This is a genomic window from Pseudomonas sp., from assembly GCF_051660785.1.
Taxonomy (GTDB): domain Bacteria; phylum Pseudomonadota; class Gammaproteobacteria; order Pseudomonadales; family Pseudomonadaceae; genus Aquipseudomonas.
The window spans coordinates 142,457-166,498 of the sequence record NZ_JBOFQE010000043.1; the positions used below are offsets into that span (position 1 = coordinate 142,457).

The 24,042-nt window shown below is 58.7% G+C and carries 21 protein-coding genes and 1 pseudogene; 5 read left to right on the top strand and 17 right to left on the bottom strand.

The features are described 5' to 3' along the window. Positions 1-2 precede the first annotated feature (2 nt). Positions 3-1,208 (top strand): chromate efflux transporter, encoded by a 1,206-nt coding sequence (chrA, locus tag ACRC4F_RS10405; protein WP_438659233.1) that lies wholly within the window; start codon positions 3-5, stop codon positions 1,206-1,208. Between the two features lie 56 nt (positions 1,209-1,264). Here chrA and ACRC4F_RS10410 read toward each other — a convergent pair whose 3' ends face one another. The 4 genes from ACRC4F_RS10410 to ACRC4F_RS10425 form a co-directional block, all read right to left on the bottom strand. Continuing rightward, positions 1,265-1,474, bottom strand: coding sequence for a hypothetical protein (locus ACRC4F_RS10410; protein WP_438659234.1), 210 nt, complete (start codon positions 1,472-1,474; stop codon positions 1,265-1,267). Between the two features lie 97 nt (positions 1,475-1,571). After that, positions 1,572-3,809, bottom strand: a complete 2,238-nt coding sequence (locus ACRC4F_RS10415) for a TonB-dependent siderophore receptor (protein ID WP_438659235.1) — start codon at positions 3,807-3,809, stop codon at positions 1,572-1,574. Positions 3,810-4,093: 284 nt separating this feature from the next. Beyond that, positions 4,094-5,839 (bottom strand): phosphoethanolamine transferase CptA, encoded by a 1,746-nt coding sequence (locus ACRC4F_RS10420; protein WP_438659236.1) that lies wholly within the window; start codon positions 5,837-5,839, stop codon positions 4,094-4,096. Between the two features lie 204 nt (positions 5,840-6,043). Then, complete coding sequence (locus ACRC4F_RS10425; RefSeq protein WP_109630878.1) at positions 6,044-6,226, bottom strand: DUF6026 family protein; 183 nt, start codon at positions 6,224-6,226, stop codon at positions 6,044-6,046. Positions 6,227-6,496: 270 nt separating this feature from the next. Between ACRC4F_RS10425 and gnd the strand changes: the two genes are divergently transcribed. Genes gnd through ACRC4F_RS10440 form a run of 3 tightly spaced genes read left to right on the top strand, consistent with a single transcriptional unit; the run spans position 6,497 to position 9,824 of the window. Then, positions 6,497-7,477 (top strand): phosphogluconate dehydrogenase (NAD(+)-dependent, decarboxylating), encoded by a 981-nt coding sequence (gene gnd, locus ACRC4F_RS10430; protein WP_438659237.1) that lies wholly within the window; start codon positions 6,497-6,499, stop codon positions 7,475-7,477. Next, entirely contained in the window at positions 7,474-8,997 is a 1,524-nt protein-coding gene (gene zwf / locus ACRC4F_RS10435) for a glucose-6-phosphate dehydrogenase (protein ID WP_438659238.1), read from the top strand. The genes gnd and zwf overlap by 4 nt, the downstream gene beginning before the upstream one ends. Continuing rightward, positions 8,994-9,824, top strand: a complete 831-nt coding sequence (locus ACRC4F_RS10440; RefSeq protein ID WP_438659239.1) for an HAD family hydrolase — start codon at positions 8,994-8,996, stop codon at positions 9,822-9,824. Before zwf ends, ACRC4F_RS10440 begins: the two co-directional genes overlap by 4 nt. 42 nt (positions 9,825-9,866) lie before the next feature. Here the strand turns inward: ACRC4F_RS10440 and nhaB are convergent, their stop codons facing one another. From nhaB to ACRC4F_RS10455, 3 genes are all read right to left on the bottom strand, one after another. Then, entirely contained in the window at positions 9,867-11,369 is a 1,503-nt protein-coding gene (nhaB, locus tag ACRC4F_RS10445; protein WP_438659240.1) for a sodium/proton antiporter NhaB, read from the bottom strand. Between the two features lie 53 nt (positions 11,370-11,422). Continuing rightward, the gene (locus tag ACRC4F_RS10450) at positions 11,423-12,736 is read right to left on the bottom strand and encodes a hypothetical protein (RefSeq protein ID WP_438659241.1); all 1,314 of its coding nucleotides are present in this window, start codon (positions 12,734-12,736) and stop codon (positions 11,423-11,425) included. Positions 12,737-13,010: 274 nt separating this feature from the next. Next, positions 13,011-13,277, bottom strand: coding sequence for a hypothetical protein (locus tag ACRC4F_RS10455; RefSeq protein WP_403097907.1), 267 nt, complete (start codon positions 13,275-13,277; stop codon positions 13,011-13,013). A gap of 344 nt (positions 13,278-13,621) precedes the next feature. On the opposite strand from ACRC4F_RS10455, the gene ACRC4F_RS10460 reads away from it, so the two are divergent. Continuing rightward, on the top strand, positions 13,622-14,947 hold the full coding sequence (locus tag ACRC4F_RS10460) for a sigma 54-interacting transcriptional regulator (protein ID WP_438659242.1): 1,326 nt from the start codon (positions 13,622-13,624) through the stop codon (positions 14,945-14,947). A gap of 172 nt (positions 14,948-15,119) precedes the next feature. On the opposite strand, the gene ACRC4F_RS10465 is transcribed toward ACRC4F_RS10460, so the two are convergent. The 10 genes and pseudogenes from ACRC4F_RS10465 to ACRC4F_RS10510 all read right to left on the bottom strand — a co-directional run. Then, complete coding sequence (locus ACRC4F_RS10465; RefSeq protein WP_438659243.1) at positions 15,120-16,400, bottom strand: hypothetical protein; 1,281 nt, start codon at positions 16,398-16,400, stop codon at positions 15,120-15,122. A gap of 46 nt (positions 16,401-16,446) precedes the next feature. Beyond that, positions 16,447-17,193, bottom strand: a complete 747-nt coding sequence (locus ACRC4F_RS10470; RefSeq protein ID WP_438659244.1) for a hypothetical protein — start codon at positions 17,191-17,193, stop codon at positions 16,447-16,449. A gap of 34 nt (positions 17,194-17,227) precedes the next feature. Continuing rightward, positions 17,228-17,908, bottom strand: a complete 681-nt coding sequence (locus ACRC4F_RS10475) for a C39 family peptidase (RefSeq protein WP_438659245.1) — start codon at positions 17,906-17,908, stop codon at positions 17,228-17,230. Between the two features lie 62 nt (positions 17,909-17,970). Further along, a complete protein-coding gene (locus tag ACRC4F_RS10480; protein WP_438659246.1) occupies positions 17,971-19,485 on the bottom strand; it encodes a heme utilization protein in 1,515 nt (504 codons plus the stop codon). A gap of 52 nt (positions 19,486-19,537) precedes the next feature. Continuing rightward, complete coding sequence (locus tag ACRC4F_RS10485) at positions 19,538-20,110, bottom strand: adhesin (RefSeq protein WP_438659247.1); 573 nt, start codon at positions 20,108-20,110, stop codon at positions 19,538-19,540. A gap of 1 nt (position 20,111) precedes the next feature. After that, positions 20,112-20,549 (bottom strand): hypothetical protein, encoded by a 438-nt coding sequence (locus ACRC4F_RS10490; protein WP_438659248.1) that lies wholly within the window; start codon positions 20,547-20,549, stop codon positions 20,112-20,114. Positions 20,550-20,881: 332 nt separating this feature from the next. Next, positions 20,882-21,406, bottom strand: coding sequence for an AAA family ATPase (locus ACRC4F_RS10495; protein WP_438659249.1), 525 nt, complete (start codon positions 21,404-21,406; stop codon positions 20,882-20,884). Beyond that, positions 21,403-21,966, bottom strand: a complete 564-nt coding sequence (pnuC, locus tag ACRC4F_RS10500) for a nicotinamide riboside transporter PnuC (protein ID WP_438659250.1) — start codon at positions 21,964-21,966, stop codon at positions 21,403-21,405. The genes ACRC4F_RS10495 and pnuC overlap by 4 nt, the downstream gene beginning before the upstream one ends. 268 nt (positions 21,967-22,234) lie before the next feature. Then, on the bottom strand, positions 22,235-22,969 hold the full coding sequence (locus ACRC4F_RS10505; RefSeq protein ID WP_438659285.1) for a methyl-accepting chemotaxis protein: 735 nt from the start codon (positions 22,967-22,969) through the stop codon (positions 22,235-22,237). A 171-nt stretch (positions 22,970-23,140) separates the two neighbouring features. Then, a pseudogene (locus ACRC4F_RS10510) lies at positions 23,141-23,869 on the bottom strand (cache domain-containing protein); the annotation flags it as partial. Positions 23,870-24,042: the final 173 nt, after the last annotated feature.

Below are 24,042 nucleotides of genomic sequence, written 5' to 3' on the forward strand. Positions count from 1 at the left end.
CCATGGACAGCCTCGATGACGCGCAGGGCAGGGCACCCGAGGCAGACAAGCCGTGGGCGATTTTCCTGATCTTCCTGCGTCTGGGGCTGACCTCGTTTGGCGGACCTGTCGCGCATCTGGGCTATTTTCGTAGCGAGTTTGTGGCGCGTCGGCACTGGCTGAGTGAAGCCGCTTACGCCGAATTGATTGCCCTGTGCCAGTTTCTGCCGGGCCCGGCGAGCAGTCAGGTGGGCATGGCATTGGGCTTGTCCCGTGGCGGCTATTCGGGGGCGTTGGCGGCTTGGGCCGGTTTCACCTTGCCTTCGGCGCTGATCCTCACGTTGTTGGCGTTCGGTATCACCCAAAGTGGCTGGGCTCTGCCAGCGGGTCTGATTCACGGGCTGAAAATCGTCGCCGTCGCCGTGGTGGCCCACGCCGTGTGGGGAATGGCCCGCACGTTATGTCGAGGTCCGGTGCGTGTAGGCATCATGCTGATGGCGACTGTCGGGGTGTTGCTCTGGCCAACGTCAGTCGGGCAGATGGCGGTTATGGCCGTGGCGGCGGTGTTCGGCCTGGCGTTGCTGCACAACACAAATGCCGTGCAACGGGACGGCCTGTCTATTCCGGTCAGGCGCCTGGCAGGCTGGCTGGCGATGGCTCTGTTCTTGGTCTTGTTGCTGGGTTTACCGCTGATCGCGCACCGCTCGCCGGACTCGCTGCTCAGCTTGTTCGACGGCTTCTACCGCACCGGGGCGCTGGTGTTCGGTGGCGGTCACGTCGTGTTGCCGCTGCTGCAAAGTCAGGTGGTGGGCACAGGACTGCTGAACAATGACGTATTTCTCGCCGGTTACGCCGCCGCACAAGCGATGCCGGGCCCGCTGTTCACCTTCGCAGCGTTTCTCGGCGCCTCCATCAGCGGCTGGAGCGGTGCGCTGGTGTGTGTCGTGGCAGTATTCCTGCCGTCGCTGCTGCTGGTGATCGGCGTGCTGCCGTTCTGGCAGCGCTTGCGTGGCAATGGCCGGGTGCAAGCGGCGCTGGCCGGGGTGAATGCCGGGGTGGTCGGGTTGTTGCTGGCCGCGTTGTATCAGCCGTTGTGGACCACCTCGATCCTCAGCCCGCTGGATGTGCTGTTGGCGGCGCTGGGATTGATGGCGCTGCTGTTCTGGCGATGCCCGCCGTGGTTGCTGGTGCTGTTGGGCGGGATTTTTGGGGTGCTGCTGAGTGCTTGAAACCTTTCGAGCGGGCACAAAAAAGGGCGTCCATCCGGACGCCCGTTTACCATCGTTTATTTCGGCCGATAGGTTTCGGTCACCTGTGCGGTTTGATCGTTCGGAACCCTCAGTTCTATAGACCTGATTTCGATGCCGTTTGCCTGCTGTTGTTTGAGATGCAGGGTTTCGAAGTAATACCGCATGCGCTCGGCGCCGCCTTCGGCAAAGGCCGCGGTCGAACCGAACATCATCAGACTGGCGAGGATCAACGCAGTACGTTTCATGGTTTGCCTCCCACTACGGATATCGGGTGCCTTCCATCCATGAAGCAATGTTGCCGGGACATTATCCGCCGATTCCGTGAATTGGGAATTAACCGCGTCAGAGCTTCCAGTCCAGGCTCAAGGTGACCGTGCGCGGGTCGCCCCAATAGACGCCGTTGTAGAAGCCGACGTTGTCGTAATACTTTTTGTCGAACAGGTTGTCGACGTTCAGCGAAGCCGACAGGTGCTTGTCGAATTCGTAACGCGACATCAGCTTGACCACGGTGTAAGCCTGCTGGCGGATGTTGGTACTGGCGGTGATGATCTCGCCATCGGCACCACGTCCGACCGGGCGTCTGGCGGCGCGGTAGACGTCGCTCTGCCAGTTCACCGCACCGCCCACGGTCAGCGCCTGCCAATCGCCGGGCAGGCGATAAGCCGTGGAGAAGCGGAACATGTTCAATGGCTGGTTGGTGTTGTTGCGCTGCTTCTCGCCATTGGCCGAGTGGGTGTAGGTGTAGCCGGCCGTCATGTTCCAGCCTGCCATGACCTCGCCGGAAACCTCGGCTTCAAAGCCTTGAACCTTGTTGCCCTTGCCCCCCGACTTGAAGAATTCCTCACCGGTGACCGGGTCCGGTGGCACCGAATCATCGAGTTCGGCGACGTTGTCCTGCTTGCTCCAGAACAGCGCAGTGGCGAGGTTAAGTCGTTCCTCCAGCAGGCTGCCCTTGAGCCCCAGTTCATAGTTGCTGCCGACCACCGGTTCCAGGTACTTGTGATGGCTGTCGCGGTCGTCCTGCGGTTTGAAAATGTCGGTGTAGCTGATGTATGCGGTGTATTCAGGCGTGATGTCGTAGAGCAGCCCGGCGTACGGCGTCCACATGTCGTTGTGCTGTTGGCGGGTGTTTTCGACCCCGGTCAGTTGCAGGTTGCTGTCGTATTTGTAAGTGTTTTTCGAAATCTCCCAAGTGCCGTAGCGACTGCCGAGCACCGCGTGCAGATCGTCGGTCAACGTCAGGCGCGTGGCCAGATAACCGGCCTTTTGCCGGGTGCTTTCGTCGGAGCCTTTCAGGCCGGTGACGGTGTCGGGGAATTTGGGAATGCCGCCCATGTACTTCCAGTCGGGGACTTTCTCGTAATCCGCCGACCGTGGGCTGTCTACCGTGTAAGGGTTGTCTTCGCTGCGTTCGGCTTCGCCATAGCCGATCATCATTTCGTGCTCACGACCGAACAGCGAATAAGGGCCGGAGACGTTGAAGTCATAGGCCTTCATTTTTTGCGTGCCGATCATGTGGCTGACGTTGGCGAACATGCCGCTGCGATCCGCCTCGGGGAAACCGCCACCGCCGTAGTAAATCTTGCCGTCGGTGTCGCTCTCGCGGTGGGTGTAGGCTGCCTTGAGGTGCCAGCCGGCACCTAGTTGCTGATCCAGCGTGGTGAACGCGGTCTTGTCCTTCAGCGGCCAGGAACTCCAAGGTGTGGCCATGTTGGTGGAACGTCCGAGGTTGGCTTTGCTGCCATCTGCGTTCCAGTACGGCACGGTGCCCCAGGAAGTGCCTTGCACCTGTTTGTCCTGGTAGTCGTAACCCACGGCCAGCACGGTGTCATCGGTCAGGTCGGCTTCGAGAATGCCGTAGCCGACTTCCCTTTGCTGCTGGTACTTGTCACGGTAGGAGCCGCTGTCGCGGTAGGCCAGCACACCGCGACCGCGCAGGCGACCGTCGAAGGCCAGCGGTCCGCCAACGTCGACGTAGCTGTAGTAATCGTCATAGCTGCCGCCGCTGACACCAGTCTGGGCTTCCCATTGCGCAGTCGGGCGTTTGCGCACCATGTTGATCGTCGCCGAAGGGTCGCCGGCGCCTGTGGTCAGGCCGGTCGCGCCGCGGACCACTTCGATGCGGTCGTAGATGATGGTGTCGGAATCGGACTTCATGTAGCTGAAGGTGTTGAGCATCCCGTCGATCTGGAAATTGTTGATCGAGTAACCACGGGACGAATAGCTGACGCGGTCCGAGTCGTTGTGCTGAACCACCACGCCGGTGGTCTGGCTCATGGCTTCGGAGAGCGTGCCGAGTTTGAAATCGTCCATTTGCTGGCGCGTGACCACGGACACCGATTGCGGCGTTTCCTTGATCGACAGGTTCAGCCGCGTCGCGGTGCTCATGGCGCCGGTGGTGTAGGACTCGGTGTTTTCGGTGGTAGTGCCCAGGCCCTGGGCGGTCACATTGGTGGCACCCAGTTCGAGGGTGCGACTGGGTGCTTGATCCGGGGCGGTTTCGGCCAATAGATCGGGGCTCAGAGCGGCACTGCACAGGCCCAGGGTAAAGGTCATGGAACGGGTGATAGGCGCGAACATCGCAGCCGACTCCTTGTCTTCGATGGAAAAATTCCGTTTGTTCAAAGACGAAGGGGGGAGAGGGGATTTAGGTCTAAACGAGAATTATTGTTATTTTAAGGTGTTTCGGAAGGCGTTGACGCGCAGGAAAAAAGGGCTGGCGCAATCCCATGTGGGAGCGAGCCCGCTCGCGATAGCGGTCTGACATTCAACACTTATGTTGACTGATAGGGGCTCATCGCGAGCAGGCTCGCTCCCACAGGTTTCTCGCCATACGAAAAGATCGGAATCAGTCCTTAAGATCTTTAGTTATGCGCGACTTCCGGATCCCCAGGCTTGGCCTTGGGCTTCATCAGGCTGAAGTCTATCAACGGACGCGACTGCCGCTCGTAAGGATTGCCGATCATCAACGGACGCGGCTTGAAGCTGTCACTGACCACGCTTTTGCTGCGGTCCAGTTCATCGAAACTCAGCCCGGCCAGATCCGCCCAGGTGTGGATCAGGTGCGAACTGCTGTAAGGCCGCCCCAGGTCACCGGCAAAACTCCAGTCGTGGGTTTCACGCCATTTCGGCGAAGCCCAGGCCATGAACGGAATGGTGTACATCGGCGCCGTCGGCTTGGCCTCATTACGCCCCAGCGTGTTGTGGCCCGGAGAATCGAAGACGTCTTCGCCGTGGTCGGAGAGGTACATCAGGAAGCCGTTCGGATCGGACTTGGCGTAGTCCTTGATCAGGCTCGACACCACGAAATCGTTGTACAGCACTGCGTTGTCATAGCTGTTGTACGTCGGCACCTGATCGTCACGCACGCCGTCCGGCACACCCTTGCGATCGGTGAACTTGTTGAAGGTCGGCGGATAACGGTACTGATAGCTCATGTGAGTACCGAGCAAGTGCACCACGATCAGCTTGCGCGGCGCGGCGTCCGCCAGGGCCTTGTTGAACGGGGCGATCACGTCGCCATCGTACTGCGCGGCGTTCTGGTTGCGGTTGTTGTTCAGGTACACCTGCTCGTCGGCCTGTTCGGAGAACGTCGTGAGCATGGTGTTGCGTTTGGTCATGGTTTGCTGGTTGGTGATCCAGAAGGTCTTGTAACCCGCCTGTTTCATCATGCTGACCAGCGACGGTGTGGACAGGTATAGGTCCGGGTTCTCTTCGTCGGCGAAGGTCAGCACCTGCTGCAGCGCCTCGATGGTGTACGGGCGCGGGGTGATGACGTTGTCGAAGACCGCCATCTGATCCTTGAGCTTGTCCAGTTCCGGCGTGGTTTCACGCGGGTAGCCGTAGAGACTCATGCGTTGGCGGTTGGTGGACTCGCCGATCACCAGCACCAGGGTCGCTGGCTGGTTTGCCATGGTGTCCTTGAGGTTTTTCAGCGGCGCAATCTTGCTGGCGCTGTCGAGCATGTCCTGCATGCCGGCCAGGGTGTCGAGGTAGCGGTGATACGCCACCGCCATTTGCCAGGGCACGGCCGGCTCGATACGGGTTTCGAATTTCTCGAAGCCACCAGCCAGGCTGCCGGTGCGTGCGGTTTGCTTGATCAGCGGGTAACCGACCACGGCCACCAGAATCGCGGTCGCGGCCACCAGCGCGCGACCGCGGGGCATGTACACCGGGCGCAAGCGAGTCCACAGGAAATACGCGAACAGCGTGTGGGCGAGGAACGCCGCCACCATCCACCAGGCAAAATACTGGGTCATGTACTCGCCAGCTTCAGAGATGTTCGATTCGAACATGATGAAGATGACGCTCTGGGAGAATTCCTGCTGATAGATGAAGAAGTAACCCAGGCTGGCCATCGAACAGGCCCACAGCACCAGGCCGATCAGCGCAGCCAACACCCGTGTCTGTCTTGGGAACAGCAACATCGGCGCGAGCCAGATGGCGCTCATCACAAAAGCCTGGCGGAACCCGGTGAAACCCGAGGTGCCCGTCAGTTGAATCAGCAGTTGGGTAATGCCGGAAAAATACCAGAAGAACAGGAACAACCAGAGAAATCCTGCCCAATCGAAACCTTTCGCAGTCGTAGTGCTGCGTTTGAAACCAGTCATTCAGCGCTCCCGCCAGGTAATCACGTCGACCCGTCGGGAGCCTTCCATGTAGCCGACGAACGGAAACCGCGCGGATACCGAGCGGCCATAATGAGCCGGAGTATCAACAGTCGGATGTGAAAACTTTGTGAGTTGCCGTAAACGGCAAGGCAGGGAAGCGGTATCGGAAACAGCAGAGCGCTGTCTCCGAATCAAGCGAGGGGATCAGGCGTGAGGAGCGCGCTGAGTGACGGGCAAGGGCTGAGCCGAAGAGCTTTGTGTGAGTAAGCGCAGCTGCGCGAGCTCCTGTTTCAACAGGTCGCGCTCTTCTTTCAACTGGCGCAATTCATCACGACGGATCGTGACGTAAAGGGTTTGTGCTGGCCGTGCTGCTTGTACTGTGCCCATTGCTCACCTCGCAAATGGCTGTCTCAACTGTAAATCCGCCCCGACATCGGTGCTTATTTACTATCGGCGCCAATTTTGATTTCTTTTGCCCCTGAAGGGAACTTTTTTATTTTTCATGGTCGGTGTGTCTTCAGTTCGATTTCTGACGTTATCAGTCAGGATCGGGCACAATGCCCGGAAACTTCACGCCAACGCTCTGGACTAACCCACATTAGTCGCGTTGGGCTATAACCTTTGACACACATTATTTGTAGTAGGGAGCATCAGCACATGCAACTCGGGATTATTGGACTGGGCCGCATGGGCGGTAATATTGCGCGTCGCTTGATGCTCAACGGGCATACCACCGTTGTTTACGACCGCAATACCGCTTTTGTCGACACCCTGGCCGCAGAAGGCGCCAAGGGCGTCATCGACCTGCCGGCGCTGGTTTCAGGCCTGGCCAAGCCACGTGCGGTGTGGGTCATGCTGCCGGCCGGCGCGCCGACCGAAGACACCATCGACACCCTGAGCACCTTGCTCGAAGCCGGCGATACCATCATCGACGGTGGCAACACCTTCTATAAGGACGACATCCGCCGGGCGAAAACCCTCTCGGAGAAAGGCCTGCACTACATCGACGTCGGCACCTCCGGCGGCGTCTGGGGCCTGGAGCGCGGTTACTGCATGATGATCGGCGGCGAAGCCGAGGTGGTGAAACGCCTTGATCCGCTGTTCGACAGCCTGGCACCAGGCATGGGCGACATCCCTCGCACCAAGGACCGCAAGTCGGAAGACGATCGCGCCGAGCGTGGTTACATCCACGCCGGTCCCGCAGGCTCTGGCCATTTCGTGAAGATGATCCACAACGGCATCGAGTACGGGATGATGCAGGCCTTCGCCGAAGGCTTCGACATCCTCAAGACCAAGGCCAGCACCAACCTGCCGGAAGACCAGCGCTTCGACCTGAACGTGGCCGACATCGCTGAAGTCTGGCGCCGCGGCAGCGTGGTGTCGTCCTGGTTGCTCGACCTGACCGCCGACGCGTTGGCCAGCGATCCGAAACTCGACGGTTACTCCGGCTCCGTGGCCGACAGCGGTGAAGGCCGCTGGACCATCGAAGCCGCCATGGAGCAATCGGTGCCCGTCCCGGTGCTGTCGAACTCGTTGTTCTCCCGCTACCGTTCACGCGGCCAAGGCACTTTTGGCGACAAGATTCTCTCGGCCCAGCGCTTCGGCTTCGGCGGCCATGTGGAGACTTCGAAAAAATGACTCGTCTGATCCGCAATAAATCCAAGGCAGAACCCGCACCACCGACCACGCTGTTTTTGTTCGGTGCCCATGGTGACCTGGTCAAGCGCTTGCTGATGCCGGCGCTGTACAACCTGAGTCGCGACGGTCTGCTTGGCGATGGACTGCGGATCATCGGCGTTGACCACAACGCCATCACTGATGAAGCCTTTGCGCAGAAGCTCGAAGATTTCATTCGGACCGAAGCGGCCACCAAAGTCGGCAAGGGCGATGAAGCCCTTGATCCGGCGCTGTGGGCCAAACTGGCCAAAGGCATCAGCTACGTTCAGGGCGACTTCCTGGACGACAGCACTTATCAAGCGCTGGCGGCAAAAATCGCCGCCAGCGGCACGGGCAACGCGGTGTTCTACCTGGCCACCGCGCCGCGTTTCTTCAGTGAAGTGGTGCGCCGTCTCGGCTCCGCCGGCTTGCTGCAAGAGTCGCCTGAAGCGTTCAGAAGGGTGGTGATCGAAAAACCGTTCGGTTCCGATCTGCACACGGCTGAAGCCTTGAACGCGTGCTTGCTCAAGGTAATGTCGGAAAACCAGATCTACCGGATCGATCACTACCTGGGCAAGGAAACCGTGCAGAACATTCTGATCAGCCGGTTCTCCAACAGCCTGTTCGAAGCATTCTGGAACAACCATTACATCGACCACGTACAGATCACCGCCGCCGAAACCGTCGGCGTGGAAACCCGTGGCAGTTTTTATGAACACACCGGCGCCCTGCGGGACATGGTGCCCAACCACCTGTTCCAGTTGCTGGCGATGGTGGCGATGGAACCGCCGGCAGCGTTTGGCGCCGATGCGGTTCGTGGCGAGAAAGCCAAGGTTGTCGGCGCGATTCGTCCGTGGTCCACGGAAGAAGCGCGGGCCAACTCGGTGCGTGGCCAATACGCGGCCGGCGAACTCGATGGCAAAGCCTTGGCCGGTTATCGCGAGGAAGGCAACGTAGCGCCCGACAGCAACACTGAAACCTACGTTGCGCTGAAAGTCATGATCGACAACTGGCGCTGGGTCGGCGTGCCGTTCTACCTGCGCACCGGCAAGCGCATGAGCGTGCGTGACACCGAGATCGTCATCTGCTTCAAGCCTGCGCCGTACGCGCAGTTCCGCGATACCGAGGTCGATGAGCTGCAACCGACCTACCTGCGAATTCAGATTCAACCCAACGAAGGCATGTGGTTCGACCTGCTGGCCAAACGGCCCGGGCCGGCGCTGAAAATGGCTAACATTGAGCTCGGATTTGCCTACAAGGATTTCTTTGAAATGCAGCCGTCTACCGGCTACGAAACACTGATCTACGATTGCCTCACCGGCGATCAGACGCTGTTCCAGCGTGCCGACAACATCGAAAACGGCTGGCGCGCCGTGCAGCCATTCCTCGATGCCTGGCAGCAGGACGCGAGCGTGCAGCGCTATCCGGCCGGCGAGAACGGCCCCGAGGCGGCTGATGAACTGCTGGCTCGCGACGGTCGCGTCTGGCACGGCCTCGGATGAGTGACGTCCGGCAACAGCCCATCCGTTTTCTGCTCAGTGACATGGACGGCACGTTGCTGCTGCCCGATCACAGCCTAAGCCAGCGCACGATCGAGGCAGTCCGTTCCTTGCGCGAGGCCGGCGTGCTGTTCAGCCTGGCCACCGGGCGTCCACCGAAAGCCATGCTGCAGCAGATCGAAGCCCTCGGCGTCGACCTGCCGACGGCGGCGTTCAATGGCGGCACGATCGTCAATCCGGACGGCAGCTTGCTGGTCGCCCACTATCTGCCAGCCACGGCGGCGCTGACCGCGTTGGCACTGTTTGCCGATCAGCCGGACGTTGAAGTCTGGGTGTTCAGTGGCGGCGACTGGTTGCTGAAAGACCCGAACGGGCCGATGGTCCCGCGCGAACAGCACGGCCTCGGCTATCCGCCGGTGGTGGTCGAGAGCTTCGAGCCGTTTCTGACGCGCATCGACAAGATCGTCGCCACCAGCCACAACACGCAACTGTTGATCGAGCTGGAAGCGCAGCTGTTGCCGAAAGTGCAAGGCCAGGCACAGGTCTCGCGCTCGCAACCGGTGTACCTGGACGTGACGGCGATGCAGGCCAACAAGGGCGCGGCACTGGCGACACTGGCCGAGTTTCTCGGTGTGCCGCTGGAACAGACAGCGGCGATGGGCGATGGCGGCAATGACCCGGCGATGTTCCATCGCGCCGGGCTGTCGATTGCCATGGGGCAGGCGGAAGAGGCAGTGAAGCGCCAGGCCGATGTGGTGACAGGCGCCAATACCGAAGACGGTGCGGCCCAGGCGATCGAGCAATACATCCTCCCTCGCCAGTTCACCTAAATCTAATGTGGGAGCAGGCTCGCTCCCACATTTGTTCGGTGTTTACAGCCAGTAACTGACGGCGTACCAACCCAACACGCCCATCACCACCGTATACGGCAACGCCATCCACACCATCCGTCCATACGACAACCGTATCAGCGGCGCAATCGCCGACGTCAGCAAGAACAGAAACGCCGCCTGGCCGTTAGGCGTCGCCACGCTCGGCAGGTTGGTGCCGGTATTGATCGCAATCGCCAGCGTTTCAAAATGCTCACGGCTCATGTGGCCGGAGATGAACGCCTGTTTCACTTCGGTGATGTAAATGGTCGCGACAAACACGTTATCGCTGATCGCCGACAGCAGACCGTTGGCTATGTACAACATGCCGGGTTGCTGATCGGCCGGCAGCGTCAGCACCCACTGGATCAGCGGCGTGAACAACTGCTGATCGTGGATCACTGCGACCACTGCGAAGAACACCACCAGCAGTGCCGTGAACGGCATGGCGTCCTTGAACGCGTTGCCGAGGCGGTGCTCGTCGGTGATGCCAGTGAAGGCGGTGATCAACACGATCACCATCAAGCCGATCAGGCCCACTTCGGCCACGTGAAACCCCAGGCAGCCAATCAGAATCAGCGCCGCCAGCCCTTGAACGATCAGGGCTGCGCGCTGGCGCGAGGTGCGTTCGGCGTTGTCTTCGGCGGCGTAGTTGGCCAGGACCGCGCGCACGTTGTCCGGCAAAAGCGTGCCGTAACCGAACCAGCGCAGTTTCTCCAGCAAGACGCAGGTCACCAGGCCTGCGACCAATACCGGCAATGAAACGGGCGCGACTTTCAGAAAGAATTCGGAGAAGTGCCAGCCCATTTCATGGCCGATCAACAGGTTCTGCGGCTCGCCGACCAGCGTGCAAACACCGCCCAATGCCGTGCCCACGGCGCCGTGCATCAGCAGGCTGCGCAGGAATGCACGAAATTGATCCAAGTCGTCATGATGCAGTTTGGGCAGGAGCTGATCATCGCTGAAGGCGCTGTCCTGGCGCGGATCGTTGCCCGAGGCGACGCGGTGATAGACCGAGTAAAACCCCACGGTTGCACTGATGATCACGGCCGTCACCGTCAAGGCATCGAGGAACGCCGACAGGAACGCCGAGAGAAAGCAGAACATCAAGGCCAGCAGGGCCTTGGAACGAACCCCCAGCAACAGGCGCGAGAACAGAAACAACAGCAGGTCTTTCATGAAGTAGATGCCCGCCACCATGAACATCAGCAGCAGGATCACCGGGAAGTTGTGCACCAGTTCGTCATAGAGCGCCTGAGGCGTGGTCATTTTCAGCAGCAGCGCTTCAACCAGCAGCAATCCGCCGGGCATCAGCGGATAACACTTGAGCGCCATGGCCAGGGTGAAAATGAACTCCAGCACCAGTAGCCAACCGGCCGCGACCGGACCGACCGTCCACAACACCAGGGCATTGAGGATCAGGAAACCGACGATACTCGCCTTGTACCAGCGAGGTGATTGGCCGAGAAAATTGTGCGCGAAGGCGTGGGCCATTGAGCCGGACATTGGCTACTCCTTGTATTAAGAAGCGCGCAACTTGCCGTAAGCCGAAGGGAAGATCAAGCGCGGGAAAATTTGTTGGCTTGCCCGAGATAGCGCACCACAACCGCCCGGTAGTTGCCATCCAGCGAATAACCGCCTGCGACGATGCCCCCGTCCGCCTGAACGGCCACCGATGTGGCCGTGTCGAGGCTGCGACCCAACCGGGTGCGAACCCAGCAGGTGCCCTCGGCGAAGCCGGGATCCAGCTGTCCGCCAGGTAAATACCGGGCCAGCAGGAAGTCGGCTTCGACCCCGCCAATCGTGGCGCCTACCGTCAGCACCCGGCCGTCAGGCTGAAGCTGGGCGGCGGTCCATTGGCAGCCGCTACGACCGATTTTCAGCAAGTGGGGCTTGCCACCGTTGCAATGAACGTCCGGGCGACCGTTGCTGTGCAGTTTCAGCGCCAGGCATTGCATCGGATCGCGACTGCTGCCAAAGCACTGCAAATCTCCATTTTCCTGCTGGAGGATCTGGCTGACCTGAGCGCTGCGTCCCTCAACACTGAAGGTCATGAAACCATCCACGGCGAAGTGATCATCCAGGCTGCCGTCGGGGAGGTAGCGCGCCAGCAAGCCTTCTTCAGGGAAATTGATCGAGCCGCCGACCATGATTCGACCGTCCCGCTGCACCATCAGGCAGCTGAGCCAGGAATTCATCAGCAAATGCCTGACCATGACAAAGCCGCGACCATTGAAAGAGGTGTCCAGCGCGCCATGACGGGTGAGGCGAATCAGCAGGCCAACGTGATCGGCCAGTTCAAAATGGTGGTTGGCCAGCAGCAGTATGCGGCCGTCAGACTGAACCTGGACATCGCAGGCTTCTGCCCCCGGCACACCGGGAGGGAGCCAGGCGTCGCGCATGCCCAGGGACAGATTGCCCGGCAGGCGAATGACGCAACTTCCATTGTCGCCAAAATCCCTGACCGGGTGACCTTGCGAGTCGAACAGCGCCAGGGCCGGTAACGTCTGGTGAGCGTTTTCATAATGCAGGCCGGCGACCAGAATGTTTCCGTCGGCCAGGACAAGGACTTTACCCGCCATGGCCTCATAACCGCGCTGGAATTGACCGATGACGCTGCCCCGAGCGCCGAATGCCAGGTCCGCCGAACCGTCTTCAAGCAAGCGCGCCAGGCCAAAGCAATGGCCATCGCGCGTGCCGACTTTCGCCGCCACCAGCACACGACCGTCCGAGTCGATCGCCACGCTGTTGGCGATGCTCGATGTGCTGCCGGCAAAATACACTTGGGTTTTGCCACTGGAGGCGAAGTTTTTATCGAGGTGGCCTGCCGTGTGTTGCGCTGCAGGGCGGGCAAAAGCAGTCTGATCTGGCATGCGCGCATCTCCTTGCGAGCTGACCGAAATCCGGATACCGGGGGGCAACTGCGTGTGCAAAACATTCAATCCCTGAATGGACAATTGCACAACTGTCACAACTTACAGGTGGAGGGTCGCTGTGTGCCAGAACAGTGTCTTTTCGAACCACTGGCAAGCCTGCCAATTAATTCGTGGCAGGCAAGTTGGAATGCAAGGGCAGTGACTACCGAAAATAGTCGACACAATGAAAGGCGAGGGGGCGGATTACCCGTAAGTAATCCGCCAAGGCGCCTTAGTGCGGCATGGACCACGATTGCAGCGTGTAACCTTCCTCGCTCAGTTCAGCGCGAGCTTCTTCCAGAAGGTGTTCAAGTTGCGCCGGGTCGGAATACGTACTGCAAGGGATTTGCGTACGGCCGATGTGGGTATTGGTGCGGTCGATAATGGTCAGGCTGAGTTCGCCATTGCCGTCTTGTGGGGCCCAGGCCACGCATTGAAAAGGTTGGAATGCGCGGTTGGCAATCAAAAGAGCTTCGTTGATACGGAGCGGGGCGGTCATGGGATCTTCTCTCTATTATGCCCAATCAAGTGACAGGCCGTCGGTTGGGCTTACCGTTCGGCTGGTTACTTGTACTGATGCCCGCAACCGGGGGTCAGGTCACACACAATCAAAAGAATTTTCAACTTTCTTTCATATACTCAATGAAGGGGCAGTGTTTGAAAGCTTAATGAAAGGTTGAACTCGTTAGGTAACTAACAAAGTCGTTCTTATAACTAATAAAACGCGGTCCCTATAGTCAAACGGTACAAGGCCGCGTCAAATTCTTGCTAATGTTACAGCCAGATCCGCCAAACGACTGTTTTTTAATAATATTTCCTAAAGTTTGGCGTCAAGGAACAGTCATGATCGAAACGCCTGCGTTACGACGTCTGTTGGTGGTTGACCCCTGTGACGACTGCCATCGTCTATTGCCGGGTCTACGCTCTGTGGGTTGGGATGTTGACAGCTGTTCCCTGGAGAACGCCGCCGACCGAACGTGCGACGTAGGCCTGCTGCGATTACAACCCTTTCATCTGGAACGCCCGGATGCCGTCAAAGAACTGATCAGCCGCAGCGGCACTGAGTGGATTGCCGTGCTCAACCAGGAAGTCCTGCGCCTGCAAAATGTCGGCGACTTTGTTTGTGAATGGTTTTTTGACTTTCATACCTTGCCGTTTGACGTCTCCCGGGTGCAAGTCACGCTGGGCCGGGCGTTCGGCATGGCACGCCTGCGGGGGCAGGGCACGGTTCATATCGATCAGCCTGAGCACGAACTGCTGGGCGACAGCAAACCGATTCGCGAACTGCGTAAATTACTCAGCAAGCTGGCGCCCACCGAGTCTCCGGTATTGATTCGTGGCGAAAGCGGTACCGGTAAAGAACTGGTCGCCCGCACGCTTCATCGACAATCCCAGCGTCACAGCAAGCCTTTCGTGGCAATCAATTGCGGGGCCATTCCCGAACACCTGATCCAGTCCGAGCTGTTTGGCCACGAGAAAGGCGCCTTCACCGGTGCGCACCAACGCAAGGTCGGTCGTATTGAAGCGGCGAATGGCGGGACACTGTTTCTTGATGAGATCGGTGACCTGCCACTGGAGTTGCAAGCCAATCTGCTGCGCTTCCTGCAGGAAAAACACATCGAGCATGTCGGCGGCAGCCAGCAGATTCCGGTGGATGTGCGGGTATTGGCGGCGACTCACGTTGACCTTGAGGCGGCGATCGAGAAGAAACGCTTTCGTGAGGATTTGTACTACCGCCTCAACGTACTGCAAGTCGTCACCGCGCCACTGCGCGAGCGCCATGGCGACTTATCGATGCTGGCGAATCACTTTTCTCACTTCTACAGCCATGAAACCGGCCGCCGCCCCCGCAGCTTCAGCGAAGATGCCTTGATTGCCATGGGCAAGCATGACTGGCCGGGCAATGTTCGCGAGCTGGCCAACCGGGTACGTCGCGGATTGGTACTGGCCGAGGGCCGTCAGATCGAAGCGCGAGACCTGGGGCTGATGAGCCAACAGACCATTGCCGCGCCGATGGGCACCCTGGAAGACTACAAGACCCGCGCTGAACGCCAGGCACTGTGCGATGTGCTTAACCGCCACAGCGACAATTTGAGTATCGCCGCCAAGGTGTTGGGGATCTCCAGGCCTACCTTCTACCGTTTGTTGCACAAGCATCAGATCCGTTAGACGCAAGATCAGAAGCTCGCAGCCTCGTTTCACTCGACAGCTGCTACAGGATGAATGCATTCCAATGTAGCAGCTGTCGAGTTAAACGAGGCTGCGAGCTCTTTATCTTCTACACACACACACACAAAGCCCCGCCGGGATTGAAGTCCCGGCGGGGCTTTGTTGTTGTGTATCAGAAGTAGTAAGGGAATTTCAGGCTGAAGGAAAAGTCTGGCGAGTCGTCGGTCAGGCCGATGGCCAGGTTGGGAACGATCGTCAGGTTGTCGCTGGCGGCCAGGGTCATGCCGATGTTGAAGTTGGCCGAGTTGTAGTCGCTGTTGGAAATCGACTGCCAATCACCACCGTCCGGCCTGATCTTGCTCTTGCGAGCGAACTGATCGGTGAACGAGAACGACATACTCATCTTCTCGTTCAAGGCGAATGCAATGCCGGCACCGATCTGCCAGGAATCGCCCAGCTTCACGTCCCCTTTCACCTTCGAGTCGACCTGAGGGCTGATGTCGCTGAAAGAGTCCTGCACGTTGTAGGTGTAAGACAGGCTGCCGAACAGCACGGCAGGGTCGAAGGTCTTGACCAGCGAAATGCCCGGAGTGATCGCCCAGACACCGTTGCCGGTCGGCAAGTCCTCGGGGACGGAGAGGTTATCGTTGTTCGGGTCACTGACCAGTTTGATGCCGTAAGGGTCCTTGCCGGTCGGGGCCTTGACGCGCAGTGTAGCGACCGCGTCGGGCAGGTTGGCCGACTCATCCAGAAACTTGTAAGCAATACCGACGTTTACATCGCCGATGGTCGGGTCGCGGGTCACAGTTGCGTCCGACGTTACCGGGCCTGCGCCACCAGCGCCACCGGAGGAATACGTGGATTCGCGGTAGACCACGGGGACGTTAATGTCGAACTGCCAACGTTGTGCCACGTTGTAGCGGGCGGTCAGGTCCAGGGTCCAGTTGTCGGCCTTGATGCGGTCGAGGTTGATGTTGCCGAGAAAAATCGCGTCCAGTGCCAGGAAGCCGTTGAGCGTTAGCGCCCGGGTATCGTAGTGCGTGTAGGTCAGGCCGGTTTCGACGCTGAACTTGCCGCCACCGAAGAAGCCGCTGGCTTCGTCATACAGGTTGGACACGCTTTGCGCAGGTTCCGAATCGTCCTTGAGCGATTGGCCATAGGAACTGCCCGTGGTTCCCGGTGCCCCGGCGGCCACTGCCTGGCCGTTCCTGGTCGTTTCGGCCGGGGATTTAGTAAGGCGTTTGGGAGCTGGTGTTGCCGGTGCTTCTTCGACCTGGCGAACGCGTTGTTCGAGTACCATCAACGCGTTCTGTTGTGCTTCGTAACGCTGTTTCAGCTCCATGAGTTCTTGTTTTAGGATTTCGACCTGGGGGTCCGGTGCTGCGTATAGCATTGAGGCCGGGGCCAGGCTACTCAAACATACCAAAGCTCTGAACGTTAAAGATCGTTGCATGGGTTAGCCGTCCCTTCTGACTACATCTGATGAGACTGAGCGTAGATCAGAAACCGAGAGTGCGAAGACCTTTGAGCTGGTCCAGATTGCCGCTCACCGATCCAGCTGACGGCACGTTGTCACGCAGCACGACATTGAAGGTCGTGAGGTTGCGGACCTGGTTGCTACTGCCGAGCAAAGTCGTGTTCTGCATCAGTCCACCCTGGGCCAGGCGTTGCATGGTATTGCCCTGGTTGTTGTTGGCCACGATGTTGAATTGCACACCCGTACCGGTCGAGGAAACGCTCATTGAGCCCGCGCCATTGTTGCCGACCAATGTCGTGCCGGCGGCCAGTGCCTGGCCCTGCTGCTGGGTGACTGGTGCCTGGTCGGCTTTTGTGACGTTGATATCGACGTTGTTGTAGGCCGCATTATTGTCGCCGGCAGCCCGCACGACCTGAGTGACACCTTCGGTGGTGTTGAGGCCGCTGCCGCCAGTGACGGTGCCCGAGCCCGTGCCTTGCGCGCGCGTCGAACCGTTACCTTTTTCGTCGATCATCGACACATAGAACTGTGGCTTGATGGTCGATTGTTGAATTTGCATCGTAGAGGTTGCGCCGATCACTTCACCGTTGGCATTTTGCCAGGTGCTGGTCATGGCAATGCCGAAACTGATGATCCGTCCGGGCATGACATACCGGCCTCGCAGGGTCGCCAATTCCTGTTCTTTCAGTTCGATGGGTTTGAACGTCTGTGCCTCGGTCGGCAGGCTGGCGGCCAGGCAAAGCATGGCCAGCCAGATTGGAGTCTTCATGGGATGCTCCCGGAGCGTCGTGCTCCTTTTGTTATTAGAAGAAGTCGCTTTGGATGAATCCGAAATCCATCAACTCTGCGTCTTGTACCGGGCTGAAGGCGTTGATGCGGTTCCTGGCGGTCAGGGGCATGGGCGGCTCGAGCAGTACGTTGTTTTTGTCGTAGCCCTGGCCGATGACGGCAAAGATGATGCCGTTCCAGCCTTTAATGAAGTCGTCGACTTTGTAACGTTTATGTCCGAGTACCGGATCGCCGATATAGACCCAGCCTTGATGGACTCTTTGCATGACCACAAAATGTTTGTAGCCGCGGATATCCATCAGTACCACGACCGGAATTCTGATCTCGCTCAACGTTTCCGGCGCTACCCGATAGCCACGGGCCCGCATGCCGATACTTTCCACGTAACGCTTCATGTCGAGCATGGAGAAGCCCTGGACGCGGACAAGGTCTTGATCGGAGTGAGCCAGCATGCCTTCGATGATCTGTTCTTCATTCACGTCCAGCCAATAGGCTTGGCGCAAGATGGTCGCCAGCGCAGCTGCGCCGCAACTGAAGTCGGTTTTTTGTTGCACCAGGTCGGCAAATTTACGCTCGCGCACGCTCTGGATCGGCTTATACACCACGGCACCGCCCGGCAGGATGGACAGCGGCATTTGTGCAGCCTCGATCACACTGGCCACGCAAAGCAAAATTACCAGGACGATGATGCGCATGGTGGGACGCCCTCTGGTGGTGTTGAAAAAGGCCCCCGTGAGGGGGCCTCCAGAGACAGCATTTAGAACGATTGGTTGGAGATGGCCAACGAGTTGCTTTGTTGGTTGCCTACACCAGCCGCCACGTTGACGCCCAGGTTGCCACTGCCGCCATTCACCGAACCGCTCAGGGTTGCAGTGTTGGTCACAGGGTTGGCCCAGCCAGTTGGAGTCAGCACTTGATAAGAGTAGGTGTTACTCAAATCATACGAGCTGCTTTCACTCCAGCTTTTCGCTTTTGCGTACTCAGATTCGGACGACTTGCTGCCCGATTTATCGTACGAGGACGAGGACGATTTTTCGAACGAAGCATCGAACGCTTTCGCGAACTCCGATTCGCGCGATTTGTCGTACGCGGATTCACGGGATTTTTCGTACGAGGAGTCGTAAGACTTGTCGAACGAGGAATCGCGAGTTCTGTCGAACGAGGATTCGCGCGATTTGTCGAACGATTTGTCTACCGACACGTTCAGCGTTGCGTCAAGCGAAGCGTTAAGCGATGCGTCGGACTCTCTGCTGCGGGTGCGATCGCCAAAACCGTTGTTGACGGTAGTGGAGCTGGAAGACGCCGCCGTAGCGTCCAGGGTAGCGCCCAAGGAAGCATCCAAAGAAGCACTCGATGAACCGCTTGCACTGCTGCTATTGGAACCGCTTGCACTGCTGCTGTTGGAACCGCTTGCAGCAACGCTGTTGGAACCGCTAGCACTGCTGCTGTTGGAACCGCTTGCACTGCTGCTGTTGGAGCCGCTTACATCAATGCTCAAAGAACCGCTGGCATCAGAGCTTCTGGAACCGGCTTTAGCCCAGCTCGAAGAAGCGCTTTGACTGCCGCTGGCCTCGAAGGACTTCTCGCGAGAGGCACTACCGCTAGCGGTTTTGGTAACCGTAATGGTATCGACGCGATAGGTCCGGTCGGCGGTGTTGTTCACAATCAGGCCAGGACCGTCTTGATTGGCGGAGGCGGTGGCTCTTGCGCTACCCAGCGGAGCATTGGTGTTGGCAATTGCCATGGTGTTTTTCTGCTGGTTCAGATCGCCGCCAGCAATGTTGACACCCACATTACCGCTGCTGCCGTCGGCGGATCCACTCATCACGGCAGAGTTGGTTACGCCGAAGTTATTGACGACGTTTCGGTTGCTGGTTTGCCTCACGTCGGCGGTGGCAGTGGCAGTGCCGAACACGAAGCTGTTATCGATCGCGGCGTTGTCGGAGGCTGCGTTGGCGATGGCGGCGGCGTTATCTTGCTGGTTGCCGTTACCTGCCGCCACGTTGACGCCGACGTTGCCGCTTGCGCCTGCGGCCGAACTGCTCATCTCGGCCGAGTTTTCTACCCCTTCATTCCAGATGCGGTTGTTAGTGCTGCTCTGTCTGTCGTTAGCATTGGCAGTCGCACTGATAGGGACCATTTTTGGAGGAGGGGTGTTGTTACCACCGTTGTGATGGTTGCCACGCCGATCGTTTTGCCCAGCTTGTACAGCAACAGCCATGACCGCAGCAATTGCGAAAACCAGAGGCTTTAGTGCCATCGAAGGTTTCATGGTGATTCTCCGTACTTATTTTAGGTTAAGTGTTGTTTCCTACCTTTTTGGGTCAATCCACGACCCGTACGCTGAGGGTGTTGGCCATGCGGTTTCCCACCCCGGCGCTCTGATTCAACTGGATCACCCCACGGCTACCGGTGAATGCCTGGTCACTGGTAGTAACCTGGCGATAGCCTGGTGCAGAGTCAGTCGGATCGGAGTTGTTGAGCAGCGTCACGTTCTGTTGCCTGAGGACGCTGTCGTCGATACTTTGCGGCTGTGTACTGGTGCTGATTCGCAGCGCATTGGCCTGCTGGGTGCTGGCGCCCGCGCTCTGGTTGACGCCCAGCACACCATTGCCATGGCTGAAGGAGTCGCCTTGAATGCTGGAGCGGGCATCCATCCTGGGGTCGACAATGGTACGCAACCGTTGGCGAATCTCGGTGGTCGCGCTGGCGCCATGGCCATTGGCGAAAGCCCGGGCGTTAGCCTGTTGCTGCAGGTCGCCGGCCGCCTGGTTGACCGCGAGGTTGCCTTGGTATTGCGAGCCCGAACCGTCGATGTCGGCGTTATTGATGACGGGAGATTGGGCAAAGGTCGATGCACTGCAAAACATGGCGATCATCAGCAGCGTACGATTCATCTTAACGGTCTCCCGTTATGATTTTCAGAGCACCCAGGCCTTGCTGGATGTTTGAATTGACCATGTTGGCAATACCGTTGCCCGAGTTTCCCGAGCGTCCGGCGGGGAGGTTGGACAGTTGGGTCTGGTTGCTGATATTGCCGCCCAGGTTGTTGGTGTTTTGAGTGACCAGGCGGTTGATGCCTGCACCACTGGCGACATTGGCAAAGTCGCCATCGCTCAACTCGTTCGTTTGCTGGAGGATTTGTCGGGACGGGTTGGCACTGACGGTGGTGGGGTTCGGGTCGGGGGCTAGCGGCGCAATCGTTGCGTTGCGCGTCTGGACGTCACGTTTGATAGTAATGATGCCGTTGTCAGCCTGTACGGGCAGGCAAACACTTGAGGCCAGTGCGCATCCGATCAGCAGGAGGCTATAAATACTTCGATCAAATTTCCCCACGGCGGCAATTCCTTCTGTAGTTGGAACGCTGGCCCTTATCAGCGTTGCGAGGTAGAGAGCAGAAGGTGTGCCGGAATTTGTTTTTCTTTTGAAACCAGTGGGTTGGCTTTATTTGTCGGGGTAGTCAAAAAAATTGTGTAACACCGCCGAGACAGAGCCACGCAAAAGCGCCGTCCATGCGGGCAGCAGTGCTCGTTATGGGCGCTTAAGGCAGGTTGTATCAGTGGCTTAACATTTTCTTGCTGGCGTGCTCGCGCCGCTTTAGCTCGCGGCTTTGCGCAAAGTCGGGTGTTTCAGGAATGGACAGTTGTGACAGGAGCGCAATACCCCTGTCAGGCGGTGAGCAAGCGAGTCACTGCCTCGAAGGCTGCGTCCTTGCGATGTATCCAGTCACCTTGCAGCACCTGATAAGGCTGGTGGTGCAGGTCAAGCCATTGGCGACTGGCCTGGAAAAACGCCTGGCGTTCTACCAGTTGCGGTTGGCAACGCTGCCCGTCGTCATGCCAGGCCACGGTCTCCGGGCTCAGCAGCAAATGCAGGTCGTAGTGCCGTGCCAGCAATGCTTGCTCGATCCACATCGGGCAAGCGCCGAACAAATAGCGACTCCAAAGGATATTGCTTAAAAGGTGCGTATCGAGAATCAACAGTGACGGTTGTCTGGCGCGTGCTTCATCCTCCCAAGTCAGCTGGCCATTCGCTATGGATGTGATGTCATCGTAGCGGGTTTCTCGAGCTTCGCTGTCGATAAAGTGCCGAACGTACTCATTGACCAATATGCCGCCAAAGTTGGCGTGAATCTCATTCGAAAGCCAGCTTTTGCCGCTGGATTCCGGGCCTGTAAGCACCAGAACTTTCATGCGCGCAACGCCGGATCGTCACGCCATTCACGCCAGCCTTGTATGGCGAGCAACAAGAACAGGGCATAGAGGGTGGCAGTCAGGTACATGCCTTTGTAGATGAACAGCCCGACAAAAACCACATCGACGGCGATCCACAGCGGCCAGCATTGCACGCGTTTTTGTGCCATCCATAGTTGCGCGACCAGGCTGAACCCGGTCAGTGCAGCGTCGAGCCATGGCTGGGCGGCATCGGTCCAGTGCGCCATGGCGGCACCCAGCAGCAGACTGCCGATGGCGCCGGCCGCAAGTCCCGCGACTATCGATTTCCCCTCAAGCCTGCTGACCTGTCGGCCGGTATTCTTTTCTCCCGCACGGGTCCATTGCCACCAGCCGTAAAGCTGCAGTGCGGCGTAGATCACTTGCAGGAGCATGTCCGAATACAGCTTCACTTCAAAAAAGATCCAGCTATAAAGCATCACCATGACCAGGCCAATCGGCCAGCACCAGGGGTTCTGTTTGACCGTCAACCAGACGGCAATCACGCCGAGGGTGGCGGCAAACAGTTCAAGCCCGGACATGGGGGTTCCTTGGGGAAGACGAGAGAGGGGCTGGATTGTACCCAGAGGGAAGGCAAGGTGCGACCTGAGGCTGGAATTTGAAACACCATTGGCGACCTGAGGCTGGAATTTGAAACACCATTGTGGCGAGGGAGCTTGCTCCCGCCCGGCTGCGAAGCAGTCGAAAAGGCGCTATCGCGGTTTACCTGAAAAACGGGGTACCGCTTTCAGGGCCGCTTCGCGGCCCAGCGGGAGCAAGCTCCCTCGCCATAAGGTTCTGTGTTTACTTTTACACGCGGAACTGTTTGAGAAGGCCGTTCAACTGTTCGCTCAAGTCCTTGAGCCGAACACTGGCCACACTCGATTGCTCCGCCGCCAGGGCAGTGCTGTGGGACAACCCCGCGGCCTGGGTGACGTTCTGATTGATGTCTTCCACCACATGGGCTTGCTGCAGGGTCGCACTGGCAATCGACGCGTTCAGCCCGTTGAGGTTGCGCAACGCCTGGCCGATCGCATTCAGGCTGGCGCCGGCCAGACCGGCCTGTTCGATGGTCAGTTGCGAGGCCCGGCTGCTGTCACCGATCACCTTGACCGCCGCTTCGGAATGGGTTTGCAGGCGTTCGATCATTGACTGGATCTCCGCCGTGGACTTCTGCGTACGCTGCGCCAATAGCCGCACTTCATCAGCGACCACCGCAAAACCCCGACCTTGTTCACCGGCCCGGGCCGCTTCGATAGCCGCGTTAAGGGCCAGCAGGTTGGTTTGCTCGGCGATGGAGCGGATCACCTCCAGCACGCTGCCAATCTGGGTGCTTTCAGCTGCCAGGGTACGAATCACTCCAACCGCTTGATCGATGGTGCCGGACAGTTTGTCGATCTGTTGCAAGCTGCCATCAATGTTGACCTGCCCCTGTTGCGCCTGGGATTCGGCATCGCGCATCTCGCTGGCTGCATGCTCGGCATTCTTGGCCACGTCCTGCACACCGTAAGTCACTTCGTTGATCGCGGTCGCCACCAGCTCCATTTGCTGGGACTGTTGCTGGCTGCGTTGCTGGGCCTGGGCCGCGTCGTTGCCCAGTTCGCTGGACGATTGGCCCAAGGCGCTGGCGGACACTTGCAGCTCGCTGATCACCCCACGCAGTTTGGCGGTGAAGGCATTGAAGTGCCGGGCCAGCTGGGTCACTTCATCCTGACCATGGGTGTCGAGGCTGCGAGTCAGGTCGCTTTCACCGCTGGCGATATTGGCCATGGCATTCACAGTGGCCTGCAGCGGACGCACGATGCTGCGCGCGATCATGATCACCAGTAACGCCATGATCATCGCAATGACCAGACCAACAAAAGAAGCCTTCCAGACCTGGCCATAGAACTCGGCCTGCATGTCATCGATGTACACGCCCGAACCAATCACCCAGCCCCAAGGCTCGAACAATTTGACGTAGGAGGTTTTTTCGACCGGAGCGCTGGCGCCCGGTTTAGGCCAGCGGTAATTCACCGTGCCGGCGCCCTTGGCTTTGGCGACGGCCACCATCTCGTTGAACAGCGCAAAACCGTCCGGGTCACGGATCGCCGAGAGGTTCTGGCCATCGAGTTTAGGGTTGGCCGGGTGCATCACCATCACCGGCGTCAGGTCGTTGATCCAAAAATAGTCGTTCTGGTCATAACGCAGCCCGCGCACGGCCGTCAGTGCCTGCTTTTGCGCAGCATCGCGGGTCAGCGTGCCGGCGGTTTCCAGGCCATGGTAGTAAGTCAGAATGCCGCTGGCGGTCTGCACCACGTGCTGGGTTTTTTGGGCCTTCGCCTGGTAAAGGTCTTCATGGATCTGTTTGAGCATCAACACGCCCAACGTCAATAACATCACCACCGACACGATCAAGATGAGCCACAAGCGTCGGCTGATCGACACACTGCGCAAGCTGTTCATAACGCTGTCACTCCGATTTTCTTTTTCTTGTAATAAACGATTGCCAGCATCCAACCACGCTTTGCCGGTCGGGGCCTATGCGACCCAAGTCCTATTCCGCGGCAGCGTTATCGGGGCTTGTCTGATAGGATTTCGGCCCCGCGCGGAAAAACCTGAATCCAAGTCGATTTTTC

Bases quoted from the DNA above. Each gene is read 5' to 3' on its own strand.
- chrA (WP_438659233.1), top strand. From the start codon at position 3: ATGGACAGCCTCGATGACGCGCAGGGCAGGGCACCCGAGGCAGACAAG.
- ACRC4F_RS10410 (WP_438659234.1), bottom strand. From the start codon at position 1,474: ATGAAACGTACTGCGTTGATCCTCGCCAGTCTGATGATGTTCGGTTCG.
- ACRC4F_RS10415 (WP_438659235.1), bottom strand. From the start codon at position 3,809: ATGTTCGCGCCTATCACCCGTTCCATGACCTTTACCCTGGGCCTGTGC.
- ACRC4F_RS10420 (WP_438659236.1), bottom strand. From the start codon at position 5,839: ATGACTGGTTTCAAACGCAGCACTACGACTGCGAAAGGTTTCGATTGG.
- ACRC4F_RS10425 (WP_109630878.1), bottom strand. From the start codon at position 6,226: ATGGGCACAGTACAAGCAGCACGGCCAGCACAAACCCTTTACGTCACG.
- gnd (WP_438659237.1), top strand. From the start codon at position 6,497: ATGCAACTCGGGATTATTGGACTGGGCCGCATGGGCGGTAATATTGCG.
- zwf (WP_438659238.1), top strand. From the start codon at position 7,474: ATGACTCGTCTGATCCGCAATAAATCCAAGGCAGAACCCGCACCACCG.
- ACRC4F_RS10440 (WP_438659239.1), top strand. From the start codon at position 8,994: ATGAGTGACGTCCGGCAACAGCCCATCCGTTTTCTGCTCAGTGACATG.
- nhaB (WP_438659240.1), bottom strand. From the start codon at position 11,369: ATGTCCGGCTCAATGGCCCACGCCTTCGCGCACAATTTTCTCGGCCAA.
- ACRC4F_RS10450 (WP_438659241.1), bottom strand. From the start codon at position 12,736: ATGCCAGATCAGACTGCTTTTGCCCGCCCTGCAGCGCAACACACGGCA.
- ACRC4F_RS10455 (WP_403097907.1), bottom strand. From the start codon at position 13,277: ATGACCGCCCCGCTCCGTATCAACGAAGCTCTTTTGATTGCCAACCGC.
- ACRC4F_RS10460 (WP_438659242.1), top strand. From the start codon at position 13,622: ATGATCGAAACGCCTGCGTTACGACGTCTGTTGGTGGTTGACCCCTGT.
- ACRC4F_RS10465 (WP_438659243.1), bottom strand. From the start codon at position 16,400: ATGCAACGATCTTTAACGTTCAGAGCTTTGGTATGTTTGAGTAGCCTG.
- ACRC4F_RS10470 (WP_438659244.1), bottom strand. From the start codon at position 17,193: ATGAAGACTCCAATCTGGCTGGCCATGCTTTGCCTGGCCGCCAGCCTG.
- ACRC4F_RS10475 (WP_438659245.1), bottom strand. From the start codon at position 17,908: ATGCGCATCATCGTCCTGGTAATTTTGCTTTGCGTGGCCAGTGTGATC.
- ACRC4F_RS10480 (WP_438659246.1), bottom strand. From the start codon at position 19,485: ATGAAACCTTCGATGGCACTAAAGCCTCTGGTTTTCGCAATTGCTGCG.
- ACRC4F_RS10485 (WP_438659247.1), bottom strand. From the start codon at position 20,110: ATGAATCGTACGCTGCTGATGATCGCCATGTTTTGCAGTGCATCGACC.
- ACRC4F_RS10495 (WP_438659249.1), bottom strand. From the start codon at position 21,406: ATGAAAGTTCTGGTGCTTACAGGCCCGGAATCCAGCGGCAAAAGCTGG.
- pnuC (WP_438659250.1), bottom strand. From the start codon at position 21,966: ATGTCCGGGCTTGAACTGTTTGCCGCCACCCTCGGCGTGATTGCCGTC.
- ACRC4F_RS10505 (WP_438659285.1), bottom strand. From the start codon at position 22,969: ATGGAGCTGGTGGCGACCGCGATCAACGAAGTGACTTACGGTGTGCAG.